This is a genomic window from Hyphomicrobium sp. MC1 (assembly GCF_000253295.1).
Classification (GTDB): Bacteria; Pseudomonadota; Alphaproteobacteria; order Rhizobiales; family Hyphomicrobiaceae; genus Hyphomicrobium_B.
Genome location: NC_015717.1, coordinates 850164 through 872070 on the forward strand (window position 1 = coordinate 850164; position 21907 = coordinate 872070).

Sequence of the window (21907 nt, forward strand, 5' to 3'; positions counted from 1 at the left end):
TCGGCGCCGTCGCGACATTCGAGAGATAATAAAAATCTGTAACACTTGACGCCCATCAACGCGCGCAGGGCCAAGAAAACGGATTCCGTTCCTGGTCGAGAACAAGCCAGGAAGGAGAGCGGTCATGAAGCAGAATTTGCGTGTTCTTGCTGGAGCGCTTATCGGCACAATAGGTCTTGGAGTTGGCGGTGCTCTTGCCCAAGACAGTCAGCCGCAAATGCCTATGATGGGCCAAGGCATGATGGGTGGTCAAGGTATGATGGCTGGCCAAGGCATGGGCCCCGGTATGATGGGTCAGTCTGGCATGGGCATGATGGGCCATGGCATGATGAATGACATGGGCCCAATGATGGAAGGCCGCCTTGCGTACATGAAGGCCGAGCTTGGCATCACTGCTGAGCAAACGGCAGCATGGGACGACTACGCAAAAGCCGTGAAGGCGCGTGCGGCCGGCATGCAGGAAACGCGCACGGAAATGATGAAGGTCATGCATTCGGGCAGTGCGCTTGATCGTTTGGACGCCCGCACCAAGGCGATGGAAAATATGGTGCAGAACTTAAAGGCCGTTCGGCCGTCGGTTGAGGCGCTCTACAATGCTTTGAGCGACGATCAGAAGAAGAAGGCCGACGCACTGCTCGCGATGGGCTGTTGCATGATCTAAGTTCGGATTGCACGAATGGATTATTACATTGCGAAGACGTTGCAGCTTCCTTTCGCCGATGTGGTTGCGAAAGTGATATCGGCGCTCAAGGACGAAGGGTTCGGCATCCTGACGGACATCGACGTCAGCGCGACATTGAAGTCGAAAATCGGTGCGGAGTGGCGGCCCTATCGGATCTTAGGGGCCTGCAATCCGCAGCTCGCGTATCGCGCGTTGCAGGCGGAGGATAAGATCGGCGTCATGCTTCCATGCAACGTCATCGTTCAGGAGCGTGCGGCTGGCGACGTCGAAGTCGCAGCGGTCAATCCCGCTGCTGCTATGGGCCGTGTCGGCAATCCAGTCTTACCTGAGATTGCCGAAACTGTCCGGGACAAACTTAGCGCTGTACTTGAGCGGCTATAAGCCGGCCATACTCGGTATCAGTGTCCTCATTCGCCTTCGCGCTGTTCTTCCGCGAACTCTTTTTCAAGTTCGCGTTCGAGCGTGACAAGGTCTTCGGGCAGAGGCATGCCCGTTGCCTTCAGCTGATTGAGTTTTTCGCGCAGCGAGAGATAGATCTCGTGCCTGTCTTCGGGCTCGTTCTGCATCTCAGTGAGAAGCAGCGAAATCTCCAGCTTGATCTGGTCGAACGCCATGATCGGTACCTTTCAAGAAATGGGATGACGGGGGATTTATTCCGCCGCTTGCTTGTCCACGTAGCCCAACTGCGCGTTGAGTTTTTCAACGAGGTCTGCGGCGGCTTCGGGGATGTTGGTGCCGGGACCGAAGACGGCCTTGGCGCCTGCCGCATAGAGCGCGTCATAGTCCGACGGGGGAATGACGCCGCCGACGACGATCATGATGTCGCCGCGGCCTTCCTTGTCGAGCGCTGATTTCAGTTCCGGCACGAGCGTGAGATGGCCCGCCGTCATGGTCGAGACGCCGACAACGTGCACGTCGTTCTCGACGGCCTGGCGTGCTGCTTCATCGGCAGTCGCGAACAGCGGTCCGATATCGACATCGAAGCCGAGGTCGGCGAACGCGGAAGCGATAACTTTCTGGCCGCGGTCGTGGCCGTCCTGGCCGAGCTTGGCGATCAGGATGCGCGGGCGGCGGCCGTCATTCTTGTCGAACTGCTCGACGAGCTTTTTGACGCGCTCAAGGCTCGGGTTCATCGCCGCTTCCTTTTTGTAGACACCGCTGATGGCGCGAATTTCCGCCTTGTGGCGCGAGAACACTTTCTCCAGCGCATAGGAGATTTCACCGACCGTCGCCTTCTTGCGCGCAGCCTTCACGGCGAGATCGAGCAGGTTGGCGTTGCCTTTGGCGCCTTCGGTGAGATCGTTGAGCGCAGCTTGTACTTCGGCCTCGTTGCGCTCGGCGCGCAGGCGTTCGAGCTTCGCAAGCTGGGCTTCGCGGACGGCGTGATTGTCAACTTTGAGGAAGTTGATCTCCTTGTCGCCCTTGATCTGATACTTGTTGACACCGGTGATGGTCTGGCGACCGCTGTCGATGCGGGCCTGCGTACGGGCGGCGGCTTCTTCGATGCGCAGCTTCGGAATGCCCGCTGCGATAGCCTTCGCCATGCCGCCTTGTTCTTCGACTTCCTGGATGTGAGACATCGCTTTTTTCGCGAGTTCGTACGTCAGGCGTTCGACGTAATGGCTGCCGCCCCACGGGTCGATGGTGCGGCAGGTGCCGCTTTCCTGCTGCAGTAGAAGCTGCGTGTTGCGAGCGATGCGGGCGGAGAAGTCGGTCGGCAGCGCGATGGCTTCATCGAGGCCGTTCGTGTGCAGCGACTGTGTATGACCTTGCGTGGCGGCCATCGCTTCGAGACAAGTGCGCGTCGCGTTGTTGAAGATATCTTGCGCCGTCAGCGACCAGCCCGACGTCTGCGAGTGCGTGCGCAACGACAGCGAGCGGCTGTCCTTGGGCTTGAATTCATCCTTGATGAGCTTCGCCCAGAGCAGACGCGCGGCGCGCATCTTGGCGATCTCCATGAAGTAGTTCATGCCGATCGCCCAAAAGAACGACAGGCGCGGGGCAAAGGCGTCGATATCCAGACCTGCGGCGACACCGGCGCGGGCGTATTCGATGCCGTCAGCGATCGTATAGCCGAGTTCGAGGTCGGCGGTCGCGCCCGCTTCCTGCATGTGATAGCCGGAAATCGAGATCGAGTTGAATTTCGGCATGTTCGCGGACGTGTAGGCGAAGATGTCCGAGACGATGCGCATCGAAGGTGCGGGCGGATAGATGTAGGTGTTGCGCACCATGAACTCTTTCAGAATGTCGTTCTGAATGGTTCCGGCGAGTTTCTGTGGCGGTACGCCCTGTTCTTCGCCGGCGACGATGAAAAGCGCCAGCACAGGCAGCACGGCGCCGTTCATCGTCATCGAGACGGTCATGTCCTGGAGCGGAATGCCGTCGAACAGCACGCGCATGTCGTAGATCGAATCGATGGCGACGCCCGCCATGCCGACGTCACCCTTCACGCGCGGGTGGTCGGAGTCATAGCCGCGATGCGTGGCGAGGTCGAAGGCGATCGAGAGGCCCTTCTGGCCGGCGGCGATGTTGCGGCGATAGAAGGCGTTGGAATCTTCCGCCGTCGAAAAGCCGGCGTATTGGCGGATCGTCCACGGCTGCAGCGCGTACATCGCCGGATAGGGACCGCGCACGAACGGCGCGATGCCCGGCAGCCCGTCGATAAAATCGAGCCCGGCCGTATCGGCATCGGTGAAGACCGGCTTCACAGGAATGCCTTCCGGAGTTTCCCACACGGGGGCGCTCGGCGCCTCGGCCGCCGAAGCGGATTTGACCGGCGTCTCCGGATCGAGGGGAATCTGAGCAAAATTCGGAATCGAAGTCATGCGGGTCGGTGATCCGGTCAAAAGTGGTTATCGTCCGCCGCAAGGTACGGCAAAACTCGGGGCGGGGGAAGGTTTAGCGGGGTTTGCGGTCCAGGAGGTAGTCCCTTCGGCGCAGAAGCAGATCGTAAACGACGCCGAAAAAAACTCCGCTTAATGCGGCGCGGATCAGATCGGCGCTCTGGGCGCCCGGCGGGGCGGGCGCTAAGGGCGTCAGGATGAGGTAAATCGCCTCCGCCAGCAGGCACCAGAGGATGGCCGCCAGCGCTACGAATTTCAGCAGGCGAAGAGTTCCGGTACTGGAGGCTGCGCCGAGAAATTTCGCCGCGGGTGGGAAAACGAATATCCCCACGGGTAGGAACCAGATGAAGGCTGCCAGCAGGGTCGTCGGCATGTCGTTGCCGAAGTCCTTGACGGCCGCTCCGGCATTCCCTGTGCCGGAGACGCGGGGATCGGCCAGGATGACGAGCGCGGATGCTGCGACGAACGCCGAGATGAGGCCGCTCAAGAGGCCCATCAGCATCAGGCGTGGCAGCGAATGGCTCGGTGCGGGGGATGGACTGGTCGGGGCAGTCAAGGCGAACTCCTTTGCGTCGCGATCACTTGGCATACCGGCCGTGCCTAGGGAAGAGACGGGATGACAGTGTCGAAATTCGACGTTTCCACGTCGATGCTGCAAGCGGTCAGCCTAGGGCTCATAAAGCCATAAACCTCGGCATGATGCGTAAAGGGGGCGCCAGTTTCAGGGTGCAATATGCAACGCAAAGTTTCCGGGGATGCTTCGCAGCGAAGCGCAGCCCGACAGTGGCCGCCGCTTGCGCGCTTCATCGATTGGGAAGCGCGGATTGGTGAGGCGGCGGAAGCACACGGGCGGCTTTCTCACTTTGCCTACGAGTTCGTCCGCTTCGGTGTGAAGCAGGCGTGGGCCTGTCTGTTCGGAGCTTTGCTTCTTGCGCTGCTGATCGCGACGCATTTTTTCTATCCGAAAGGGGCGGTGCTGGCGCGATACGATTTTCTCGTTATCGCTGCAGTTCTGATCCAATTGGCGATGCTGCTTTTCAAACTTGAGACGTTCGAAGAAGCGAAAGTCATCGTCGTGTTTCATGCCGTCGGCACGGTGATGGAAATCTTCAAGACGTCGGTCGGATCGTGGATCTATCCCGAGGCGAGCCTGCTTCGCATCGCGGGCGTGCCGCTCTTCACCGGCTTCATGTATGCGGCGGTCGGTTCCTATATCGCACGCTGCTGGCGGCTTTTCGATTTCCGATTCACGCGGCACCCGCCGGTCTGGGTGCTGGGCGTTCTAAGCGTCGCCATTTATGCGAACTTTTTTGCTCACCATTACGTCCGGGATTTTCGGGTCATTCTCTTTGCGGCCGCCGTCGTGCTCATCGGGCCGTGCACGGTCTATTACAGGATCTGGAAGACGCACCGCCACATGCCGCTGCTGCTCGGGCTATTCCTGGTGGCGCTTTTCATCTGGTTTGCCGAGAACATCGGGACGTTTACGGCTGCGTGGGCTTATCCCAACCAGCGGCACGGCTGGCAACTTGTGAGCGCCGGAAAGCTCGGTTCGTGGTTCCTCTTAATGTTGATTTCGTATACCCTTGTTGCGTCGCTCCATCGTCCGAGCGAAATAAAAATCGAGGAATGAGCAGTATATTGTTTACCTCGAACTGTGGTCCCGACGGATATCGGTCGCGTTTCGTCGTAATATCTGCCGTCATTTCCTGGAAACGTCCTATGCGCAACTCAATCATCTTCATGGCTTCGGCGATCTCGGCCGGATTGTCGGCATCAAGCGCCATTGCCGAGAGCGGGCTCGAGCCGCCGATGGATCTTCTGGCCGCGCAGCTTCGTACGCAGGGATTTGCGTGCGATCATCCAGACAGCGCGCGACTAGAGAAGGACGCATCGAAGCCTAACGCCAAAGTCTGGATCGTTGCGTGCAAGGGCGTTCACTACCGGATGACGGTGGTGCCGGATCTCGCTGCGAAAATCGAAAAGCTCGACAACTAGTCCAGCTGCTCTTACCGGCCGAAGCGCGTCGTTCGCTTTCGCGGCGGCGGCGCTGTCGGTTTGTCACTCCGGTAACAGCGAGAGTTTGGCGTCGTGTTCATTCTCCCACGCATCGGCCTGCCATGGCCGGAGCAATTTTGAGATGGGAGGAGTGTCATGTCTGCTGTCGCTGTTGGAGCTGCCGGAGCTGCTATCGTCACTGCCGCGACTGTGCTGGCCGCGGCTTTTCCAGACACTCAGGCTCTGCTGTCGCCGTTGACCGAAGGCGGCAACGAATATGCGGTGCCTGCGGCGTCGGTGCTCGCGTCGCTGCCGATCCTCGGCGTCATGGCCGTGCTTGCTGTGTCGGGCCGCGAATAGGTTTGCGCAGCGCTACTATTGGGCTCTGACCGAGCATCGCGCGTGCCATTCTCCTGCCTTTGTTAGCGTTTCATTAGTCGTTGGGGCACGGGGGGTTAGAGTACGAAGCTACCTTGCCCGTGTGTGTGTGTTTTGAAGGGTGCCGCGGCACCGGTGCGGGCCGGCGTCGACGAGCAGTCCCATCGAGTATCGCGTGGGGTGTGCGTCGTGAGATTTAAGGCAGTTTCAGTGGTTCTGGGCGCGATCGTTGCGTCGACATTGTCCACTCCAACGAGATTAGGATCCGGCGGCGCGGCCGATGCTGCCGATGCGATCCCGCCGGCGCAGCAGCGTCCGCAGGCGATCAAGGTTCCGGAGTTCGTTCCGGTCGTCAATTTCAGCGAGTTCGTTATGGCGATGCAGGCGTTTGCCGCGCAGAATCCTCCGGCGGCGCGGATTGCGGCGGAGGAGTTAAGCGCTAAATTTGCATTGAACGGCGATGCGAAGCCGGCGGACGCGCAACAGATCGAAGTGCGTAAGCCCGACCAGCAAATGGCTGCCGCTACGCCTGAGAAACCGGCGTCCGTTATCGTCACGCGACCGGTCGTTACCGCGAGTATTTCAGAAGCGCCAGCAGAACCGGCGGTTCCGGCTGTTCCCGATCCGAACGGGCGCCCGACGACGGTTGCGGACCCCGTGAAGATTATCACCGGCTATCCCGGTAAGACGGCGGAGACGACGTCGAAGCGGCATAAGGCCGAACGCAAAGTCGCATCCGCAGGCCGCGAACGCTTGGCGAAAAAGTTTCAGCCAGCGATGGGGCTCGGCATGATGATCGACTCCGCGGAAGAAGCCCCGCCGATGTCGGCTCTGGCTCAAAAAAAAAGCAAAGTGAACGCCGGCTCCCGCGGCATCGAATAGTCGTGGAGCGCGAAGCGCAGCCGACCAAGACAGCTGCCGTCGAGCAGCCGCAGCAGGCGGGTGCCGATGAAAAAGCCGGTGCTAACAACAAGGATTTTCAGGTCGGCATTCCGGGGCAGTCGATGGAACCGCTGATTTCGAAATGCGCAAAGACCGAAAGGTCGTGCATCGGCATCTTTTGCGGATGCTGAAAGGAGGGGCAAGTGCCCCTCCGGTTCTATTTCTTCAGTTCCGACGGCAGCGGATTGAAGCCGTGCGATAGCGCGTGATAGAGCGGCTCACGCTGGATAAGGCGCGAAATGCCTGCGGCGAGCAGCGACGTCGCCATCAGCGGAATGACCATGTTCCGGTCGCTCGTCATTTCCATCACAATCACGACGGCGGTGAGCGGCGATTGCACGACGGCGGCAAAGTAGCCGACGGTCATCATCAGCATCAGGGCGCGCGGTTCGACGAACGAGAAGATCGGCGTGACCATCGAGCCCAATCCGGCGCCGACGGCAAGCGACGGCGAAAAGAGACCGCCGGGAATGCCGCTCGCCGACGACAGGAGCGTCGTGATGAGCTTGCACGGCCCATACCAGAACGGAATGTGATTGCCGTCCACCAGTCCGGCATGCGTTTCCATATAGCCGTTGCCGGACGCATATCCGCCCGTTGCGATGCTGAGCACCGCGACGATGAGGCCGCAGACGGCGGCGAAGACGGCCGGACGGCGGCGGAGTATCGCGATGAAAGATGGCGGCTTGCGCACGAGTACGACGAGCGAGCGCGAAAAGAAGCCGCCCATGATGCCGCCCAGCAGTGCGCAGATCGGGATAGCGGACCAGTCGGCGGCATGCGCCATATTGGCCGAGACCACACCGAAATAAGCGTAATTTCCGAGGATGAACCAGCTCACGCCGCCAGCGATCGCGACAGAGGCGATGACGAGTTCGTTGATGCGGCCGGCATAAGATTTGGCAACCTCCTCGATGGCGAAGAGAATACCGGCGATGGGCGCGTTGAACGCCGCGGCGATGCCAGCCGCCGAGCCTGCGAGGACCAAGCCGTTGTGTCGTCCGATGCCGGCATAACCGGCAACCGCATACATGACCGAAGCACCGACCTGAACAGTCGGGCCTTCGCGTCCGACGGATGCGCCGAAGATCAGTGCAATCGTCGTCATGATGATCTTTGCGACCATCGTCGGCCAGCCGAGAATGCGTTTCCGGAAGGCGACGATCTTGCTCCGCCGCGCGGCGATGACCTGCGGAATGCCGCTTCCCGAAGATGCCGGGAACCAGCGTGCGGTGATGTAGGCGAGCACGGCGAAGCCGATGGGCGACAGGATCAGCGGCAGCCACGGCGAGGTGTGCAGCATCCGGTAGTAGATGTCCTGCGCCGCGTCGGCGAGCTTGGCAAAGCCAACCGCGGCAAGGCCGATGCAGACGGCGCCGAGAAGGAAGACGCAGCGGCGAAGCCAAAGGCGGCGCGAGAGGCTGACATACCTATAGCGGCGCAAATGCAATTTCCGACGGATTGCCGCTTTGCGAGCGGCTTGTACTTTTGAATCCACGTCTCGTCGTTTCCTTGGCTTTTTCGCTCAGGCCAATTTGTCTTGCAGGCCTTTCAGCGTGGCGACCGCATCGGCCCCGGCAAACAGGAACTGATCGACGCCGGCGGCCTTGAGCGCTGCCTCGTTGTCGCCCGGTCGACCGGCCATGAGCACGAGTTTGGCGCCTGCGGCTTTCAGAGCTTTTGCCGTCGGTTCTGAAAGGGCGGCATTGACCGCGTCGGACGAACAGATGCACGCGGCGGTCGCTCCGGATTTACGGAAGGCTTCGGCTGCAGACTCGGGCGTCTTGTAGCCGTCGCTGACGAGCGTCGCGATGCCGCCCGCCGCGAGGTAGTTTTTCGTCCACGTCGTGCGGATGTTGTGATCGACGATCTCGCCCATGCTGGCGAGGAAGAGGTTGAAGCCGCCGTGTGCGTCCGCCGCGTCGCGCAGCGCTTCGAACGCTTCGCCGAGGCGATGCGGTTTCAGCGGCGCGATCTCGACGGCGGCATTCGCCGTTGGCGCCGAAGCTGCCGGCCACGGATCGGCATGAACGCCATCGTCGCCGAGCAGCGGAAACGCATTCACACCCGTCAATTCCTGACGGATCGTTGCGACCGACTTGGCGCGCGTTTCCGCCGTCTTCGCGATCATTTCTTGCACGAAGCCCGATTGCAGGCAGGCGAGAAGGCCGCCGCGGGCTTCGATATCCTGGAAAATTTCCCAAGCTTTCTTCGTCATGTCGTCGGTCAGGTTCTCGACGTACCAGGAACCGCCTGCCGGGTCATTGACGCGGCCGAGGTGGCTTTCTTCCTGGCAGACGATCTGGATGTTGCGCGCAACGCGGCGCGCGAATGCATCGGGCTTGCCAAGTGCGAACGTGAAGGGCAGCACGACGATGGCGTCGGCACCACCGAGAGCAGCGCCTGCGCATGCGATCGTCGTGCGTAGGATGTTCGTCCACGGATCGCGCTTCGCCATGATGCGATAGGACGTCGGGCAATTGAGTGTGACGGCAGATGCCGCATCGCCTGCGCCGCAAGCGTCTGCAACGCGCCAGATGAGGTGACGCGCCGCGCGCAATTTTGCGATTGTGGAGAATTCATCGATGTCGGCTGCAAGCGCGACGTTGATTTTCGGGAGTGCTTCGGCAGGAGCGATGCCACCCATGTCCGCTGCACGCAAATAAGCAACGAGCGCCGACAGCATGAACGCAAGCTCTTGCGCTTCGCTGGCGCCTGCGACGTGAGCCGGGACGCCATCGGCCGTCATGACCTGAACGCGCGGTGACGCCATCGTCGTCTTCATCAAGGCGACGGCGCGTGCGAGCGCCGTCTCGACCGGTTCCGACAAGCGGCCGGTCATCGCCAGCGTGCCGAGCGGATCGGCGCCGAACGAGCCCTGGCGTTCGGCAGGCTTAATGCCTTTTGCGTCCCATTCCGCCATCAGCGCGAGGGCAGCGTCGAAGACGTTTTCTCCGGCAACAAGGACGATGGGGCAAACGTCAAGCAGGACGCCCGCGAGCGCCTCGGCGAATGCGTCCTTGGTGGCGGGCAGGCCGTCGCCGCAGACCTGAAGTGCGACGGATGTCACGCCGCCTTCGAGATCTTCCAGAATTGCCTTGTTCGCCGCTTTAGGGTCGGACTCGATGTGGAAGGTGCGAATGTCCCAGCCGAGGCCATCACGTGCGGGCCTCATGCCGCGGGTGAGCGGGGGCTTGCCTGGCAGCTCGTTTACCGTGCTTTGAAGCGCGTCGCGGCGGGTATAGAGCGGCTCGATCTTCAGACCGTCGGCCGTGCGGCTGACAAGCCGTTTCTCGAAATCGGCGCCTTTCAGCGCCTTTTCGACGAGGGCGCGCCATTCATCGATATTGGCGGCCGGAAAATCCTGGGCGAAATGCAAATCTTGCGTCCGGGTCGTCATACAACTTGGTTCCCAAATCATTAGGGGCGTTATCGATAGGGTATCTTTCCGGTATACCCCCTAAAGCAGTTCGTGCGAGCCTGAAATTGCTATGTGGCTTGGCCGAATTGCCGCGCTGGGGCGAGGCTAGGTTGACGTTTGCGTCGGCTGGACGGGCGTGGCATCACGGCAGGAATGGCCGCCGCGCGAGTCGGCCGTTTCGATACGCGAGGAGGCACTATGACCGGCAAGCATGGGCCCGAGGACAGTGGCGAAGCGGTCGCCGATCCTCGCGACTATGTCCAAGATGGCTTGATCCTCATTGGTGTCAGCAAGTCAGGCCACGAACCGGCGGCGGAATGTATCGAGCTTGCGCTGGCCAACCGGCATGGTCTTATCACAGGCGCGACTGGTACCGGCAAGACCGTTACGCTTCAGGTGCTGGCCGAAGGCTTCTCAGCGGCCGGCGTTCCGGTTTTTGCTTCCGACATCAAGGGCGATCTTTCGGGTATCGCTGCAAAGGGTACGCCTGCGCCGAAGCTCGTCGAGCGGGCGAAAGAAATCGGGCTGACGAACTACGGCAACACGTCGTTCCCGACGGCGTTCTGGGACATCTTCGGTAAAGACGGCCATCCCGTTCGCGCGACCGTGCAGGAAATGGGACCGTTGTTGCTCTCGCGATTGATGGAGCTGACCGAGCCGCAGGAAGGCGTGCTCAATATCGCGTTCCGCTGGGCGGAGGACGAACGGGCGGCCGGTGACGCGAAAATGACGATCCTCGATCTGCAGGATCTGCGCGCGGTCATCGACGAGATGGGCAAGAAAGCCTCGACGTTGCGCAGTAAATACGGACACATCGCGCCCGCAACGGTCGGCGTTATCCAGCGCCGTCTCCTGGTTCTCGAAGAGCAAGGCGCCGACCGGTTTTTCGGTGAGCCTGCGCTCGACATCATGGATTTTCTGAAGGTCGATGCGGACGGTCGCGGCGTCGTCAACGTGCTTGCGGCTGAAAAGCTGATGAACACGCCGCGCCTTTACGCGACGTTCCTGCTTTGGCTGTTGACCGAGCTTTTCGAGAAGCTGCCGGAGGTGGGCGATCTCGAAAAGCCCAAGCTCGTGTTCCTGTTCGACGAAGCGCATTTACTGTTCAACGACGCGCCGAAAGCGGTGCTCGAACAGGTCGAACGCGTGTCGCGGCTGATCCGTTCGAAAGGCGTCGGCGTCTATTATGTGACGCAGAGCCCGAGCGACGTTCCCGATCGCGTCTCGGCGCAGCTCGGCAACCGAATTCAGCACGCGTTGCGCGCTTTCACGCCGAGGGAGCAGAAAGCGATCCGCGCTGCTGCCGAGACGTTCCGGTCCAATCCGAGCATCGATACCGAACGCGCCATTCAGGAGCTTCGTGTCGGTGAAGCGCTGGTCTCGTTACTGCGCGGCAAGGGCGAACCGTCGATGGTCGAGCGGACGTTGATCCGGCCGCCGATGTCGCGCGTCGGGCCGCTCACGGCAGACGAGAGGAAGAAGCTCATCGAAGCTGATAGCGACAACGTCAAGAAATACGCCAAGGGCCTCGATCGCGAATCAGCACACGAGCGCTTGCAGGATCGCAGCACGATGCTGGGACAGCTCAAGCACAGCGCCAAGAAAGTCTTTCCCGGTCTTTTTGGCGGTAAAGGCTGACAGCGGAGCGAATCCGTTGAAAGTCACAATTGGAGCCATTAGGTTTTTTCGGAGATTCGCAAAACGCGAGTACCGTGGCGCGTAAATTGGATGACTTAACCGGCAGGCGCCGACGAGGAGACTGAGATGGGATATTTCCGGTTTCGCAAGACATTTACAATTCTTCCCGGCGTTCGCATCAATCTTAGTAAGACCGGTGTCAGCAGCAGTGTCGGCGGCAACGGCGCGACGCTGAATGTCGGGAAGCAGGGGCCGGTGGTGACGTTCGGCATTCCGGGTACGGGTCTTAGCTATCGCGCTCCAGTGAGCCTTGCGATCCTGCTGTTGGTTGTGGCGGCCGTTGCCATCGTCGGTATTACCTATCTGGTCGCGCCGGACGCTGTGAAAACGCTGCTGCATTGGTGGCAACCGCGCTGGTTCTGAACTGCAGCCAAGTTCAGTGGATGAGAAGCGCTAGCGAAAGCTGGCGCTTTTGTTTTAGCGGATGGTGGTTTGTCTTAGCCGTTGCCCGCAGCCGCAACCGGTTCGGGCAGACTTGGGCGGGGCTGCTGACCATCGACTCCGATCGGCGCCACACCCGGCGGATGCTTCAGCCATATGCCGCTGCGGCCGACCTGGACGCCCTTGGCATAGAGAGCTGCCTGATACTTAGGATCGTAGATTTCTTTGGTCTTGTAATCGAACGATGGCGGCACAGCCAGGAAGTTGAAATCGGCGCCACCATCAAGCGCAACGCGGTAGATGTGATAGACCTCGCCCATGTTCTGGCTCTTGATGAGCGTCGAAATCGAGCGGCCGGCGATCTGTAGCGTCGTCGGCTTTACGACTTCCTGGTCCGGGGTGGCTTTGCCGTTCTTTATAATGAAGTAGCGGCGGATCGGCGGCTGATCGTAAAGAACGTCGAAAGCTTTGATGGGCGCATCGACCGGGCTGATGAAGACTTCGCGGGTGGTGCCCCCGTCAACGTGTAACTCGTCATACATTCTGCCGTCGGCGACGACTTCAATCTTGACCGGCGGGAAGGCGGCCGGAATAGCGGCGGACGCTAGGATGACCTTGCGAAACAGCTCGATCGCTTGGGGCGATCTTTTGAGGGCGATTTCGCCCATGTTCCAAACAACGGGGCGCTGGGCATCGAGGTTCGTCGTCAGGACCAAGAGAACGCGACCGCGCTTGTATTGCGCAGCGATCCGGTCGAGAAATTTTTCATCGACATAGTGCGCGATGAGGTTCTGCAGGGGAGCGGTGCTCGAAAGAGCAGGGCCGCCGAAAAGACCTGACAGAATTTCTGGCGTCGCGACTTGATCCTGTTTGTATTGCGTCCAGATGGCGTGAAGCTTTTCGTCTTCGGACGGCCCGAGAAAGGCGAACGGCGCAATGATCGCCCCGGCGCTGACGCCCGTTACGACCTGGAATTCCGGACGGTCGCCGCGCTTCGTCCAGCCGGCGAGGACGCCCGCGCCGAATGCACCGTCGGAACCGCCGCCTGAAAGTGCGAGCGTATCGACGACTTTGCGGCCGGCTACGGTTCTCGTGTTCTTACCTAGCTTGGGCATATGCGCAGTGCGCCGCCGGATTTCGGCGATAGGATCTTTTGGAACTTCATCGCCCCAGAAGCGAACGCCGGGCATGCCCGGGATTTCCGCAGTTTCGGCGAGGGAGGCGCTGGAAATCCCGTTGCGCGTCATAATTGTCGCGCACCCGGTGAGAACGAGCGCGAAGATCAACGTGACAGCAACGTGCAATCTCGGCACGAACACTCGGATCCCCCGCCCCCGCACAATATCCGCGTACTGTATGAGCTTTAGGGCACGGACAAGGCGACGGCAACGGCGCGAAGCGAGCTGTGGAGGCAAGTCTCTGATTTGGCGGACCTTTGAGTGGCTTCCGCGCATCAGTTCGAACGCCGGGTTTGATCGAGTGCCACACATGCATTGGCGCCAGCATTGAAAGCAATGCCGGCGCCAATCGAACATTTCGAGGTTTTACACTTAGCCGACGAGAGCCTCGACGTGCTCCCAGTTGACGAGGTTGTCGAACCAGGCCTCGAGGTACTTCGGACGAGCGTTGCGGTAGTCGATGTAGTAGCTGTGCTCCCAAACATCGACGCCGAGGATCGGCTTGGAGCCGTACATCAGCGGGTTTTCACCGTTCGGCGTTTTGACGACTTCAAGTTTGCCGTCCTTTACCGCAAGCCAAGCCCAGCCCGAGCCGAACTGGCCCTTGCCGGCTTCGATGAAGTCGTTGCGCACCTTGTCGAAGCCGCCGTAACCGTCGACGAGCTTCTGGACGCTGCCCGGCAGCTTGTTGCCGCCGCCGCCCTTCTTCATCCACTGCCAGAAATGCAGATGGTTATAGTGCTGGCCAACGTTGTTGATGAGGCCAGCAACTTTATCCGCGTAAGCGTTCTTGACGATATCTTCGAGCGACTGGCCCTCGTACTTCGAGCCAGCAAGCAGCTTGTTGCCGTTTTCGACATACGCCAAGTGATGCTTGTCGTGGTGGAACTCGAGCGTCTCGGCCGACATGAACGGCGTGAGAGCGTCATAGGCATAAGGAAGATCGGGTAATTTCAGCGTCATAGACGGCCACTCATAATGTTGCGGGGTGGATTGAAAGCCGCGGGAACGTAGCTTTTGAAACCAGCTTACACAAGTCGAAGGCTGAACCCGCGGTTGGCGATGCAGTTCCACTGCGCCGACACCAATCGGCGATTTTCGTCGTTCGCATATCGATCTTCCGGATGGTGGGAGAGATTTAATGGCGGACGCTGGACTTCAAATTCACCGCGCTGCGATCCAGATAAAGTCAACAATTTAATAATTTGAATGCCGTGAGAGCCTTCAAGATCGCGGCAAAGAATGCCAGCCGCAATTTCTTTTTTTTGCCATCAATGCAAAAATTTGTATTTTAGTATCTACACGGATTGTTTGCGGGTATTATTGGAAGAACACGATTTCCGATTGCGATCCGGTAAGGACACGGCTGTTAAGAAGGCTGAATTCGTTGGAAAGATCTCGTGCTATTTCTCAGCCTGAGCGTTTGTTTGTAGGCGCGTTTTAGGTGGTGATATCGCTCCGCTTAAACTAATGAATTGGCGGCATTGAAAAATATGTGATCCGCCATTTCTCGTTTGCGGAATATTCACGAGTATTTATGAGGTTGCGTTGACACGGTGACACATCTCGGAGATTCCTGCTGCGCAGGGGTCGGGATGTGATTACACCGGCGGGCAGGAAATCTAGTAGAGGTTGTCGTTGGTGATGCGAAAAGTAAAATCTATGGCGACGATCAATGTCGACAAACTTTCCCTCAAGGAGCTTGTCGACCTTGAAACGAAAGTTCAGAAGGCGATCGCCGCCGCTCGGGACCGGGAACGCACCGAACTAAAAAAGAAAGTCGCGGATCTTGCAGAAACACACGGATTTTCCGTGGCCGAATTATTTGGTGCAAGCCGCGGACGCGGCGCAGTAAAAGGCAAGTCGATCGGCGTTGCGAAATACGCCAATCCTGAAAATAAAGCCGATACCTGGACGGGGCGCGGTCGTAAGCCGAACTGGCTGGTCGAACGGCTTAGGAAAGGTGCCAAGCTTGCCGATTTCGCGATTTGATGCCGCGAAATTGTACGACGGGGCAACTGAGGAAAATGCGCAATTCGCATCGCAGAATAACTGTTTGCGATAAATGAATTGCGCGAGCCCGCTCTTCAGAAAAATGGATTTCAAGTTGTCGCGCGATATAAACATCGCGCGCGATTTGTAATTGCGAGCTGCGACCGCTTTGTTGTTGCAACTTTTGGCCCGGCCATCGGATGGCGGCACGGGCCGCCATGGCCCCGCGCCATTGCAGCGTTCAATAACCCGAACGCCATACTAATGGATCACGTTTTAGCACTCAAGTATTGACAGTGCTAACAGTACGGACCATATATCCGTCGCGTTCGGGCTCGTCAGCGATCCTGCTCGCAGTGCACCGGCGGACAGCAATGCCCGTTGCCTGCGGCCTGGCATCCTAGGCTGCGAACAAAAGACAAATCGTCTAGCCAAATCATGAGGTTACCCCCATGGCGTTCCGTCCTCTCCACGATCGTGTCGTCGTGAAACGCATTGAGGAAGAAGCAAAGACTGCAGGCGGGATCATCATCCCCGACACCGCCAAGGAAAAGCCCCAGCAGGGCGAAGTTGTGGCCGTTGGCCCCGGCGCTCGCGATGAAGCGGGCAAGGTCGTTCCCCTCGACGTCAAGGTCGGCGATCGTGTTCTGTTCGGCAAGTGGTCGGGCAGCGAAGTCAAGATCGACGGCGAAGATCTCCTGATCATGAAAGAGAGCGACATTCTCGGCGTTCTCTCGGCCCCGGCAAAGTCCAAGGCCGCCGCTTAATTTTATCCCCCTATTTGCCAAGCTTAGGAGTTGCTCAACATGGCAGCTAAAGACGTCAAGTTTGCCCAAGACGCCCGCGAGCGCATGCTGCGTGGTGTCGACATTCTTGCCAACGCCGTGAAAGTCACGCTCGGCCCGAAGGGTCGCAACGTCGTTATCGAGAAGTCGTTCGGCGCACCGCGCATCACCAAGGACGGTGTGACGGTCGCGAAGGAAATCGAGCTCGAAGACAAGTTCGAGAATATGGGCGCGCAGATGCTCAAAGAGGTCGCCTCGAAGACGGCCGACCTCGCCGGTGACGGCACGACGACGGCAACGGTTCTTGCCCAGGCTATCGTTCGCGAAGGCGCGAAGTCGGTTGCTGCCGGCTCGAACCCGATGGACCTGAAGCGCGGTATCGACCTCGCCGTTCAGGCCATCGTCGAAGACCTCAAGACCAACTCGAAGAAGGTCGCGAAGGATCAGATCGCTCAGGTCGGCACGATCTCGGCGAACGGCGACGAAATCGTCGGCAAGAAGATTGCCGAAGCGATGGACAAGGTCGGTTCGGAAGGCGTCATCACGGTCGAAGAATCCAAGACGCTCGATTTCGAACTCGATGTCGTCGAAGGCATGCAGTTCGATCGTGGTTACCTGTCGCCGTACTTCATTACCAACGCCGACAAGATGATCGCGGAGCTTGAGAACCCCTACATTCTCATCCACGAGAAGAAGCTTTCGGGTCTCCAGGCGATGCTTCCGGTTCTCGAAGCCGTCGTCCAGTCGGGCAAGCCGCTCCTCATCATCGCTGAAGACGTCGAAGGCGAAGCTCTCGCGACGCTCGTCGTCAACAAGCTGCGTGGCGGCCTCAAGGTTGCTGCCGTCAAGGCTCCGGGCTTCGGCGATCGCCGCAAGGCCATGCTGGAAGACATTGCAGTCCTGACGGGCGGTACGGTGATCTCGGAAGATCTCGGCATCAAGCTCGAGACGGTTACGCTGCAGATGCTCGGCCGCTCCAAGAAGGTGACGATCGACAAGGAAAACACGACGATCGTCGATGGTTCGGGCAAGAAGGCCGACATCGAAGCGCGCGTGAAGCAGATCAAGGCGCAGATCGAGGAAACGTCCTCGGACTACGACCGTGAGAAGCTCCAGGAGCGTCTTGCCAAGCTCGCTGGCGGCGTTGCCGTCATCAAGGTTGGCGGCGCGACGGAAGTCGAAGTTAAAGAGCGCAAGGACCGCGTCGACGACGCTCTGCACGCAACGCGCGCAGCCGTCGAAGAGGGCATCGTCCCGGGCGGCGGCGTTGCGCTTCTCCGCGCTGCGAAGGCTCTCGACTCGCTGAAGCCTGAGAACGACGACCAGAAGGTCGGCATCAACATCGTCCGCAAGGCGCTGCAGGCTCCGGCTCGCCAGATCTCGACCAACGCCGGTGAAGACGGTTCGGTGATCGTCGGCAAGATCCTCGAGAACTCGAAGTACGCTTACGGGTACAACGCTCAGTCACACGAGTACGGCGATCTGTACTCGCAGGGCGTCATCGACCCGACGAAGGTCGTGCGTTGCGCGCTGCAGGATGCCGCTTCGGTTTCGGGCCTGCTGATCACGACGGAAGCCATGATCGCCGACGTGCCGAAGAAGGACGCTGGACACTCGCACGGCGCTCCCGGCGGCGGCATGGGCGGCATGGGCGGAATGGACTTCTAAGGAAGTTTTCGCTGGCGCCTTCCGACTCCGCTTCGCGGAGCCGGCCGGAAGGCGCTATCGTTCCACGAAAATCAAAAGCCCCGCAGTGATGCGGGGCTTTTTTGTGCGTCGAGAGCTTGAAAGGGGTTCGTTCAATTCGTTGAGAAGTGGCTCGCGAACCAATTTCCAAGCGAAGCAGACGAAAATTTTTCGAGGCCGTCATATGTTCCGATTACATGGCGTGCGTTCAAAATTTCCTCGGCTAGTTGCTCCGGAGGAATTTCACGATCGACGGCAATCGTGTGATCCGCCAGTGCTGGGTCGATGAGGTTTGTCGATGCAATTGGCTTCTTGCCAACACCGACGAGCTGGGCGAGGACACCCGAGCTTTCGCCATATTGGATCATGCGCAACTGAACAGCCACATCGACCGCCTTCATCCAACGATGCAATTCGGCGTCGTTCGGAGAGTCAACGATCTCGACGATGTTGCGATCTTCCGGGCTGATGCAGTTGCACGCATATTCGTTAGCGCGCCAGCCCACGATCGCAAGCCGCGCAGGCCGAGATCTATTTATTTCTCGAACGGCAGCAATGACGCGGTCCGTGCCTTTAATGTTATCTGGAATGCCAAACGTGCCGATGATCAGTTCATCTCGTCTGCGCGAGAACGGCGGGATGGCGTTAGCCTCGATGCGATCGATTGTATGATGGGCGATATCCACGCGTACATCGAATTCGCAAGCAATATCGTATTCAATCGCCTTTTTGGCGCGCTCGGAATTCACAACGATGTGTCTGATGCCAGCCCCGAGTATGAGCGGGCGAATTCCTCTCATGCCTACATCAGGGAACTCGTTATGGGTTCCGCAACTCTTCAGCTGCGCCAATGGATAGAACATCGAGAACAGCGTACGCATCGTCTCCAGTGATCGGCCGCAGTACCAGAACCAAATATTTTCCAATCGACCGTCGTGCAGGTAGACGGTTTTGGCGGCGCGATTACCTTTATGGTTCATGAGTGCCTGAAGTACCGGCAAATTGTGATGTGAATTACCGAGTACATAAACAGCACGGTCGTAGCGCTCGGCCTCATCGAGATCGTCGAACGCGCAGATCGGCCATAACGAAACCTGACGGCCCGCTATCTTCTGTGTCTCGCGTTCACGCAGAGACAAATCTTGCGGAGACGCCACATCCGTGAACAGGTCAAATAGGTCGGCGTCGCCAAAGACCTTCGCTGAATTCGTTGCAATTCCGCTTCGATCGGGTGGGGTGCAGCTGAATACAGCAACACGTCGGCTTTTCGATCTCTTGAGTTGTCGATCTGTGACGCGGATACGGAGCAACGTCTCGATCATGGTGCTCGCAGCGCGCGTCCAATTCACTTTAGAAAGTAATTCCTGTCCTGCGGCGATCGAACGGCTTCTCTCGTTTTCGTCATGGAGAAGAAGGTCGAGGGCCTTGGCTATGGACCGGGGATCGCGTGGATCGAACTGGTGCTCGGGCGGAACGAGTTCCGCCGTAGAGCTTACGTTCGATGCTGCGCAAGGAACACCCGCGGCCAAGCTCTCGAGGATTGGCAATCCGAGGCCTTCATATAACGAAGGAAATACGGTCATGCGGGCAGATTTTACAAGTCTGACGAGATCGTGCTCATCGACAAACCCCGTCATCGAGACGTCGGTCGGCGGCAAGAGAAGATCTTCGATCAATTTATCAAGTCGGGAGCGTGAGGGTTCGTGAATATTTCCGATGATAATGAGCTTTGCTCGAGACTCTGGTCTTATTTTCTTGAATGCAGCGAAGCCCGCAATCGCGCCATCGAGGTTTTTGCGGTATTCGTCGCCGCCGACATAAACAACGTTCTCAGTCGGCGGATAGCAATGCGCAGCCGACCATTTTGCAATATCCACGCCGCCGTAAATCACGGTTAGGGCGGTGGGTGCACAGCCTGCATACTTTGCGAAATCGGTTGCAGTCGTCACGCTGTTGCAGAAGGTGTGAGATGAGATTTGTGACGCGATTGTTTCGCCAAGGCGAAATAAATCGTGCAGGTCGGGCCTCGTGCTGAAATAGATATCAGGAAAAATATCTGGGATCAGGTCGTGGCCGATCCCGACAACCGAGCGGCTAATTCTTAGCGCTTGATGTGGCAATAAGAATCCAAGGCGTCCCTCGTGGTTGGCCCAGTTGTCCGGAAAATAGCTCGGCAGGCAGAAAAAATCGAAATAATCTTCGTCTATCGCCGAGAGTTCGTCGACGAAAATTGTCGATCTATCAAGGGCTGTCGCGCCGCGATCTTCGAGGAGCGAAATCTTCAATCGGCCGTCGACGCGCAGAGCGTCAATTAATCCAAATATGTATCGGCCGATACCGCGTCGACTTTGATGTTGAGCAAATCGAACGTCGAAGAGGAGGCGCATGGGGCAATCCTGGTGACGACGGGATGAAATTTTCTTGTCAATGCCATTAAGCGGACGAATTCGCGCTCCAGCTGCGCATTACGCGCTAAATTTTCAGCATGCTGTTGGGCATTTTCAAATGAGTGCGAAAACATGGCTACGCGCTTGTCGACTGTCCGCTCGATCTTTTTTGTGAGCGGCTTCAACAACCAACGTCGAAATTTTTTGGTAACCGGCATTTGAAAAACCCCCAAATAATATGCATTAGGCAGAATATCCGCACAAAGACTAAAATCCCGACGCGCCGAAGGCAAGCGGTTTAGAAAAAAACTGATGCAGTCTGGTGCGCGAGCCACTTGGCGCCGAACTCACGGCGCGTGGAGGGCGCATGAACGGGGATTTGGATACGGCGGCGCGAACGATCTGGGCGGTCTCTAAGAGAATTCCGAGCCTGCTCATGTCGGGAACGCCAGCGGCGGACGTCAAAACATCGAGCGGTCTATTCTTTGATGCGCTCATTACAAGCAAGTGACACCGAAGATATCTTCAGGAGAGCGGGCGCGGATCGAGGACGCTGAGTTGGGCTGCGGTAAGGTGCGCTCCCTCCAGCCCGATACAATTTATAGCTGTGCACAATCTGTCGCAGGCGTTCGCGTCGGCTCGAATTGCTGTACTTTATTACTGCGCATTACTGGAAAATTTGAAGATGAGCGTCCGCATGTTCAGTCATGCGCAGGCGAAGCGGAAACTTATTCTCAAAATACTAAGAAAAGGGAAGAAGATGTCGGCCGATATCCTGTCCAAGCTCAAGACCTTACACGATGACGTTCGTGCGCGCATTGAGGCGACGCCGGACTTCAAGGCCATGAAAGCCGTCGAGCGCGCGATCAGCGAGCTCGATGAAATTCTTGCTGTGCCAGTTGCCGCCAATAGCGACGCTGTGGAGGCCGAACCGGCCGAGGCAGCCGTAGAGGAGGCAGCATGCGAAGAAGCCGCTCCGGAGGCTGCTGCTGCTGCCGAAGAAGCAATGCCGGAGGAGGCTGCTGCTGAAGAAGCGGCGGCTGAACCGACGGTCGAAGACGTGGTTGAGGCCGCTGTCGTCGAAACCGCAGAAGCTTCGATGGAGGAGCCAGCCGCTGAGGCTGCGCCGGAGGCTCCTGCGGAGGCGCCTGAAGCACCAGTTGAGGCGGCGGCAGAGGAACCCGCAGCCGAAGCTACGGAAACGGCGGAGGTTGCGATCGAAGCGTCTGCCGAAGCTGAAGTGCCTGTCGCGGAGGCCGCCGAAGAAGCGGCTCCCGAGGCAGAGGCTGCTGCTCCTGAGGCTCCGGTGGGGGAAGCCGCTCCGGCAGCAGCAGAGGCGGCCGAGGCCGCACCAGCCGAAGAGGCTGCTCCGGAGGCAGACGCCGGCGAAGCTCCGGAAGAAGCGGCACCGGAGGCGCAAGACGATAAACCTGTTGCGGCCGCCGTCATGCCCAACGGCGCGGCGCATCCGGCCGAAGCACCGGCTGCCGCCCCGCCGGCGGAATAAATCGCAATCATGCGATTGTGATAATTACG

The 21907-nt window shown here is 58.9% G+C and carries 23 protein-coding genes; 14 read left to right on the plus strand and 9 right to left on the minus strand.

Annotated features, from left to right (window positions below):
• The first annotated feature begins 124 nt into the window (after positions 1–124).
• Both HYPMC_RS04010 and HYPMC_RS04015 read left to right on the plus strand, forming a co-directional pair.
• The gene (locus HYPMC_RS04010; RefSeq protein ID WP_013946516.1) at positions 125–661 is read left to right on the plus strand and encodes a Spy/CpxP family protein refolding chaperone; all 537 of its coding nucleotides are present in this window, start codon (positions 125–127) and stop codon (positions 659–661) included.
• A gap of 15 nt (positions 662–676) precedes the next feature.
• Complete coding sequence (locus tag HYPMC_RS04015; RefSeq protein ID WP_013946517.1) at positions 677–1063, plus strand: DUF302 domain-containing protein; 387 nt, start codon at positions 677–679, stop codon at positions 1061–1063.
• 26 nt (positions 1064–1089) lie between these two features.
• Here the strand turns inward: HYPMC_RS04015 and HYPMC_RS04020 are convergent, their stop codons facing one another.
• The 3 genes from HYPMC_RS04020 to HYPMC_RS04030 all read right to left on the minus strand — a co-directional run bounded on the left by HYPMC_RS04020 (position 1090) and on the right by HYPMC_RS04030 (position 4081).
• A complete protein-coding gene (locus tag HYPMC_RS04020) occupies positions 1090–1296 on the minus strand; it encodes a hypothetical protein (protein WP_013946518.1) in 207 nt (68 codons plus the stop codon).
• Positions 1297–1332: 36 nt separating this feature from the next.
• On the minus strand, positions 1333–3507 hold the full coding sequence (gene scpA, locus HYPMC_RS04025; RefSeq protein WP_013946519.1) for a methylmalonyl-CoA mutase: 2175 nt from the start codon (positions 3505–3507) through the stop codon (positions 1333–1335).
• A gap of 73 nt (positions 3508–3580) precedes the next feature.
• Positions 3581–4081, minus strand: a complete 501-nt coding sequence (locus HYPMC_RS04030) for a hypothetical protein (RefSeq protein WP_155831182.1) — start codon at positions 4079–4081, stop codon at positions 3581–3583.
• 177 nt (positions 4082–4258) lie between these two features.
• Here HYPMC_RS04030 and HYPMC_RS04035 point away from each other — a divergent pair, with 177 nt between their 5' ends.
• The 5 genes from HYPMC_RS04035 to HYPMC_RS04055 all read left to right on the plus strand — a co-directional run bounded on the left by HYPMC_RS04035 (position 4259) and on the right by HYPMC_RS04055 (position 6974).
• Positions 4259–5158 carry a DUF817 domain-containing protein gene (locus tag HYPMC_RS04035; RefSeq protein WP_013946521.1) on the plus strand — a complete coding sequence of 300 codons (900 nt, stop codon included), beginning with the start codon at positions 4259–4261 and terminating at the stop codon, positions 5156–5158.
• 89 nt (positions 5159–5247) lie between these two features.
• Complete coding sequence (locus HYPMC_RS04040; protein WP_013946522.1) at positions 5248–5523, plus strand: hypothetical protein; 276 nt, start codon at positions 5248–5250, stop codon at positions 5521–5523.
• Between the two features lie 156 nt (positions 5524–5679).
• Positions 5680–5883: a hypothetical protein gene (locus tag HYPMC_RS04045; protein ID WP_013946523.1), complete on the plus strand. Its 204-nt coding sequence runs from the start codon at positions 5680–5682 to the stop codon at positions 5881–5883.
• 207 nt (positions 5884–6090) lie between these two features.
• Positions 6091–6783, plus strand: a complete 693-nt coding sequence (locus HYPMC_RS04050; RefSeq protein ID WP_155831183.1) for a hypothetical protein — start codon at positions 6091–6093, stop codon at positions 6781–6783.
• A gap of 2 nt (positions 6784–6785) precedes the next feature.
• Positions 6786–6974, plus strand: a complete 189-nt coding sequence (locus HYPMC_RS04055; RefSeq protein ID WP_013946525.1) for a hypothetical protein — start codon at positions 6786–6788, stop codon at positions 6972–6974.
• Between the two features lie 26 nt (positions 6975–7000).
• On the opposite strand, the gene HYPMC_RS04060 is transcribed toward HYPMC_RS04055, so the two are convergent.
• Positions 7001–8341, minus strand: a complete 1341-nt coding sequence (locus HYPMC_RS04060) for a chloride channel protein (RefSeq protein WP_013946526.1) — start codon at positions 8339–8341, stop codon at positions 7001–7003.
• Positions 8342–8368: 27 nt separating this feature from the next.
• The gene (locus HYPMC_RS04065; protein WP_013946527.1) at positions 8369–10243 is read right to left on the minus strand and encodes a methylmalonyl-CoA mutase subunit beta; all 1875 of its coding nucleotides are present in this window, start codon (positions 10241–10243) and stop codon (positions 8369–8371) included.
• Between the two features lie 219 nt (positions 10244–10462).
• Here HYPMC_RS04065 and HYPMC_RS04070 point away from each other — a divergent pair, with 219 nt between their 5' ends.
• Both HYPMC_RS04070 and HYPMC_RS04075 read left to right on the plus strand, forming a co-directional pair.
• Entirely contained in the window at positions 10463–11902 is a 1440-nt protein-coding gene (locus HYPMC_RS04070) for a helicase HerA-like domain-containing protein (protein ID WP_013946528.1), read from the plus strand.
• A gap of 126 nt (positions 11903–12028) precedes the next feature.
• The gene (locus HYPMC_RS04075; protein WP_013946529.1) at positions 12029–12325 is read left to right on the plus strand and encodes a DUF4236 domain-containing protein; all 297 of its coding nucleotides are present in this window, start codon (positions 12029–12031) and stop codon (positions 12323–12325) included.
• Positions 12326–12399: 74 nt separating this feature from the next.
• Here HYPMC_RS04075 and HYPMC_RS04080 read toward each other — a convergent pair whose 3' ends face one another.
• On the minus strand, positions 12400–13656 hold the full coding sequence (locus HYPMC_RS04080) for a patatin-like phospholipase family protein (RefSeq protein ID WP_244420973.1): 1257 nt from the start codon (positions 13654–13656) through the stop codon (positions 12400–12402).
• Positions 13657–13893: 237 nt separating this feature from the next.
• The gene (locus tag HYPMC_RS04085) at positions 13894–14484 is read right to left on the minus strand and encodes a superoxide dismutase (protein ID WP_013946531.1); all 591 of its coding nucleotides are present in this window, start codon (positions 14482–14484) and stop codon (positions 13894–13896) included.
• Between the two features lie 699 nt (positions 14485–15183).
• Here HYPMC_RS04085 and HYPMC_RS04090 point away from each other — a divergent pair.
• From HYPMC_RS04090 to groL, 3 genes are all read left to right on the plus strand, one after another.
• Positions 15184–15513: an H-NS family nucleoid-associated regulatory protein gene (locus tag HYPMC_RS04090; protein ID WP_024275455.1), complete on the plus strand. Its 330-nt coding sequence runs from the start codon at positions 15184–15186 to the stop codon at positions 15511–15513.
• Positions 15514–15965: 452 nt separating this feature from the next.
• Positions 15966–16280: a co-chaperone GroES gene (groES, locus tag HYPMC_RS04095; protein ID WP_013946533.1), complete on the plus strand. Its 315-nt coding sequence runs from the start codon at positions 15966–15968 to the stop codon at positions 16278–16280.
• Between the two features lie 39 nt (positions 16281–16319).
• Positions 16320–17966 carry a chaperonin GroEL gene (gene groL, locus HYPMC_RS04100; protein ID WP_013946534.1) on the plus strand — a complete coding sequence of 549 codons (1647 nt, stop codon included), beginning with the start codon at positions 16320–16322 and terminating at the stop codon, positions 17964–17966.
• Between the two features lie 131 nt (positions 17967–18097).
• Here groL and HYPMC_RS04105 read toward each other — a convergent pair whose 3' ends face one another.
• Positions 18098–20269 carry a glycosyltransferase gene (locus tag HYPMC_RS04105; protein ID WP_024275456.1) on the minus strand — a complete coding sequence of 724 codons (2172 nt, stop codon included), beginning with the start codon at positions 20267–20269 and terminating at the stop codon, positions 18098–18100.
• Between the two features lie 26 nt (positions 20270–20295).
• Complete coding sequence (locus HYPMC_RS24105) at positions 20296–20589, minus strand: hypothetical protein (RefSeq protein WP_024275457.1); 294 nt, start codon at positions 20587–20589, stop codon at positions 20296–20298.
• A gap of 149 nt (positions 20590–20738) precedes the next feature.
• Here HYPMC_RS24105 and HYPMC_RS24110 point away from each other — a divergent pair, with 149 nt between their 5' ends.
• Complete coding sequence (locus HYPMC_RS24110; protein WP_155831185.1) at positions 20739–20882, plus strand: hypothetical protein; 144 nt, start codon at positions 20739–20741, stop codon at positions 20880–20882.
• A gap of 249 nt (positions 20883–21131) precedes the next feature.
• The gene (locus HYPMC_RS23090; RefSeq protein WP_050976855.1) at positions 21132–21878 is read left to right on the plus strand and encodes a hypothetical protein; all 747 of its coding nucleotides are present in this window, start codon (positions 21132–21134) and stop codon (positions 21876–21878) included.
• Positions 21879–21907 lie beyond the last annotated feature (29 nt).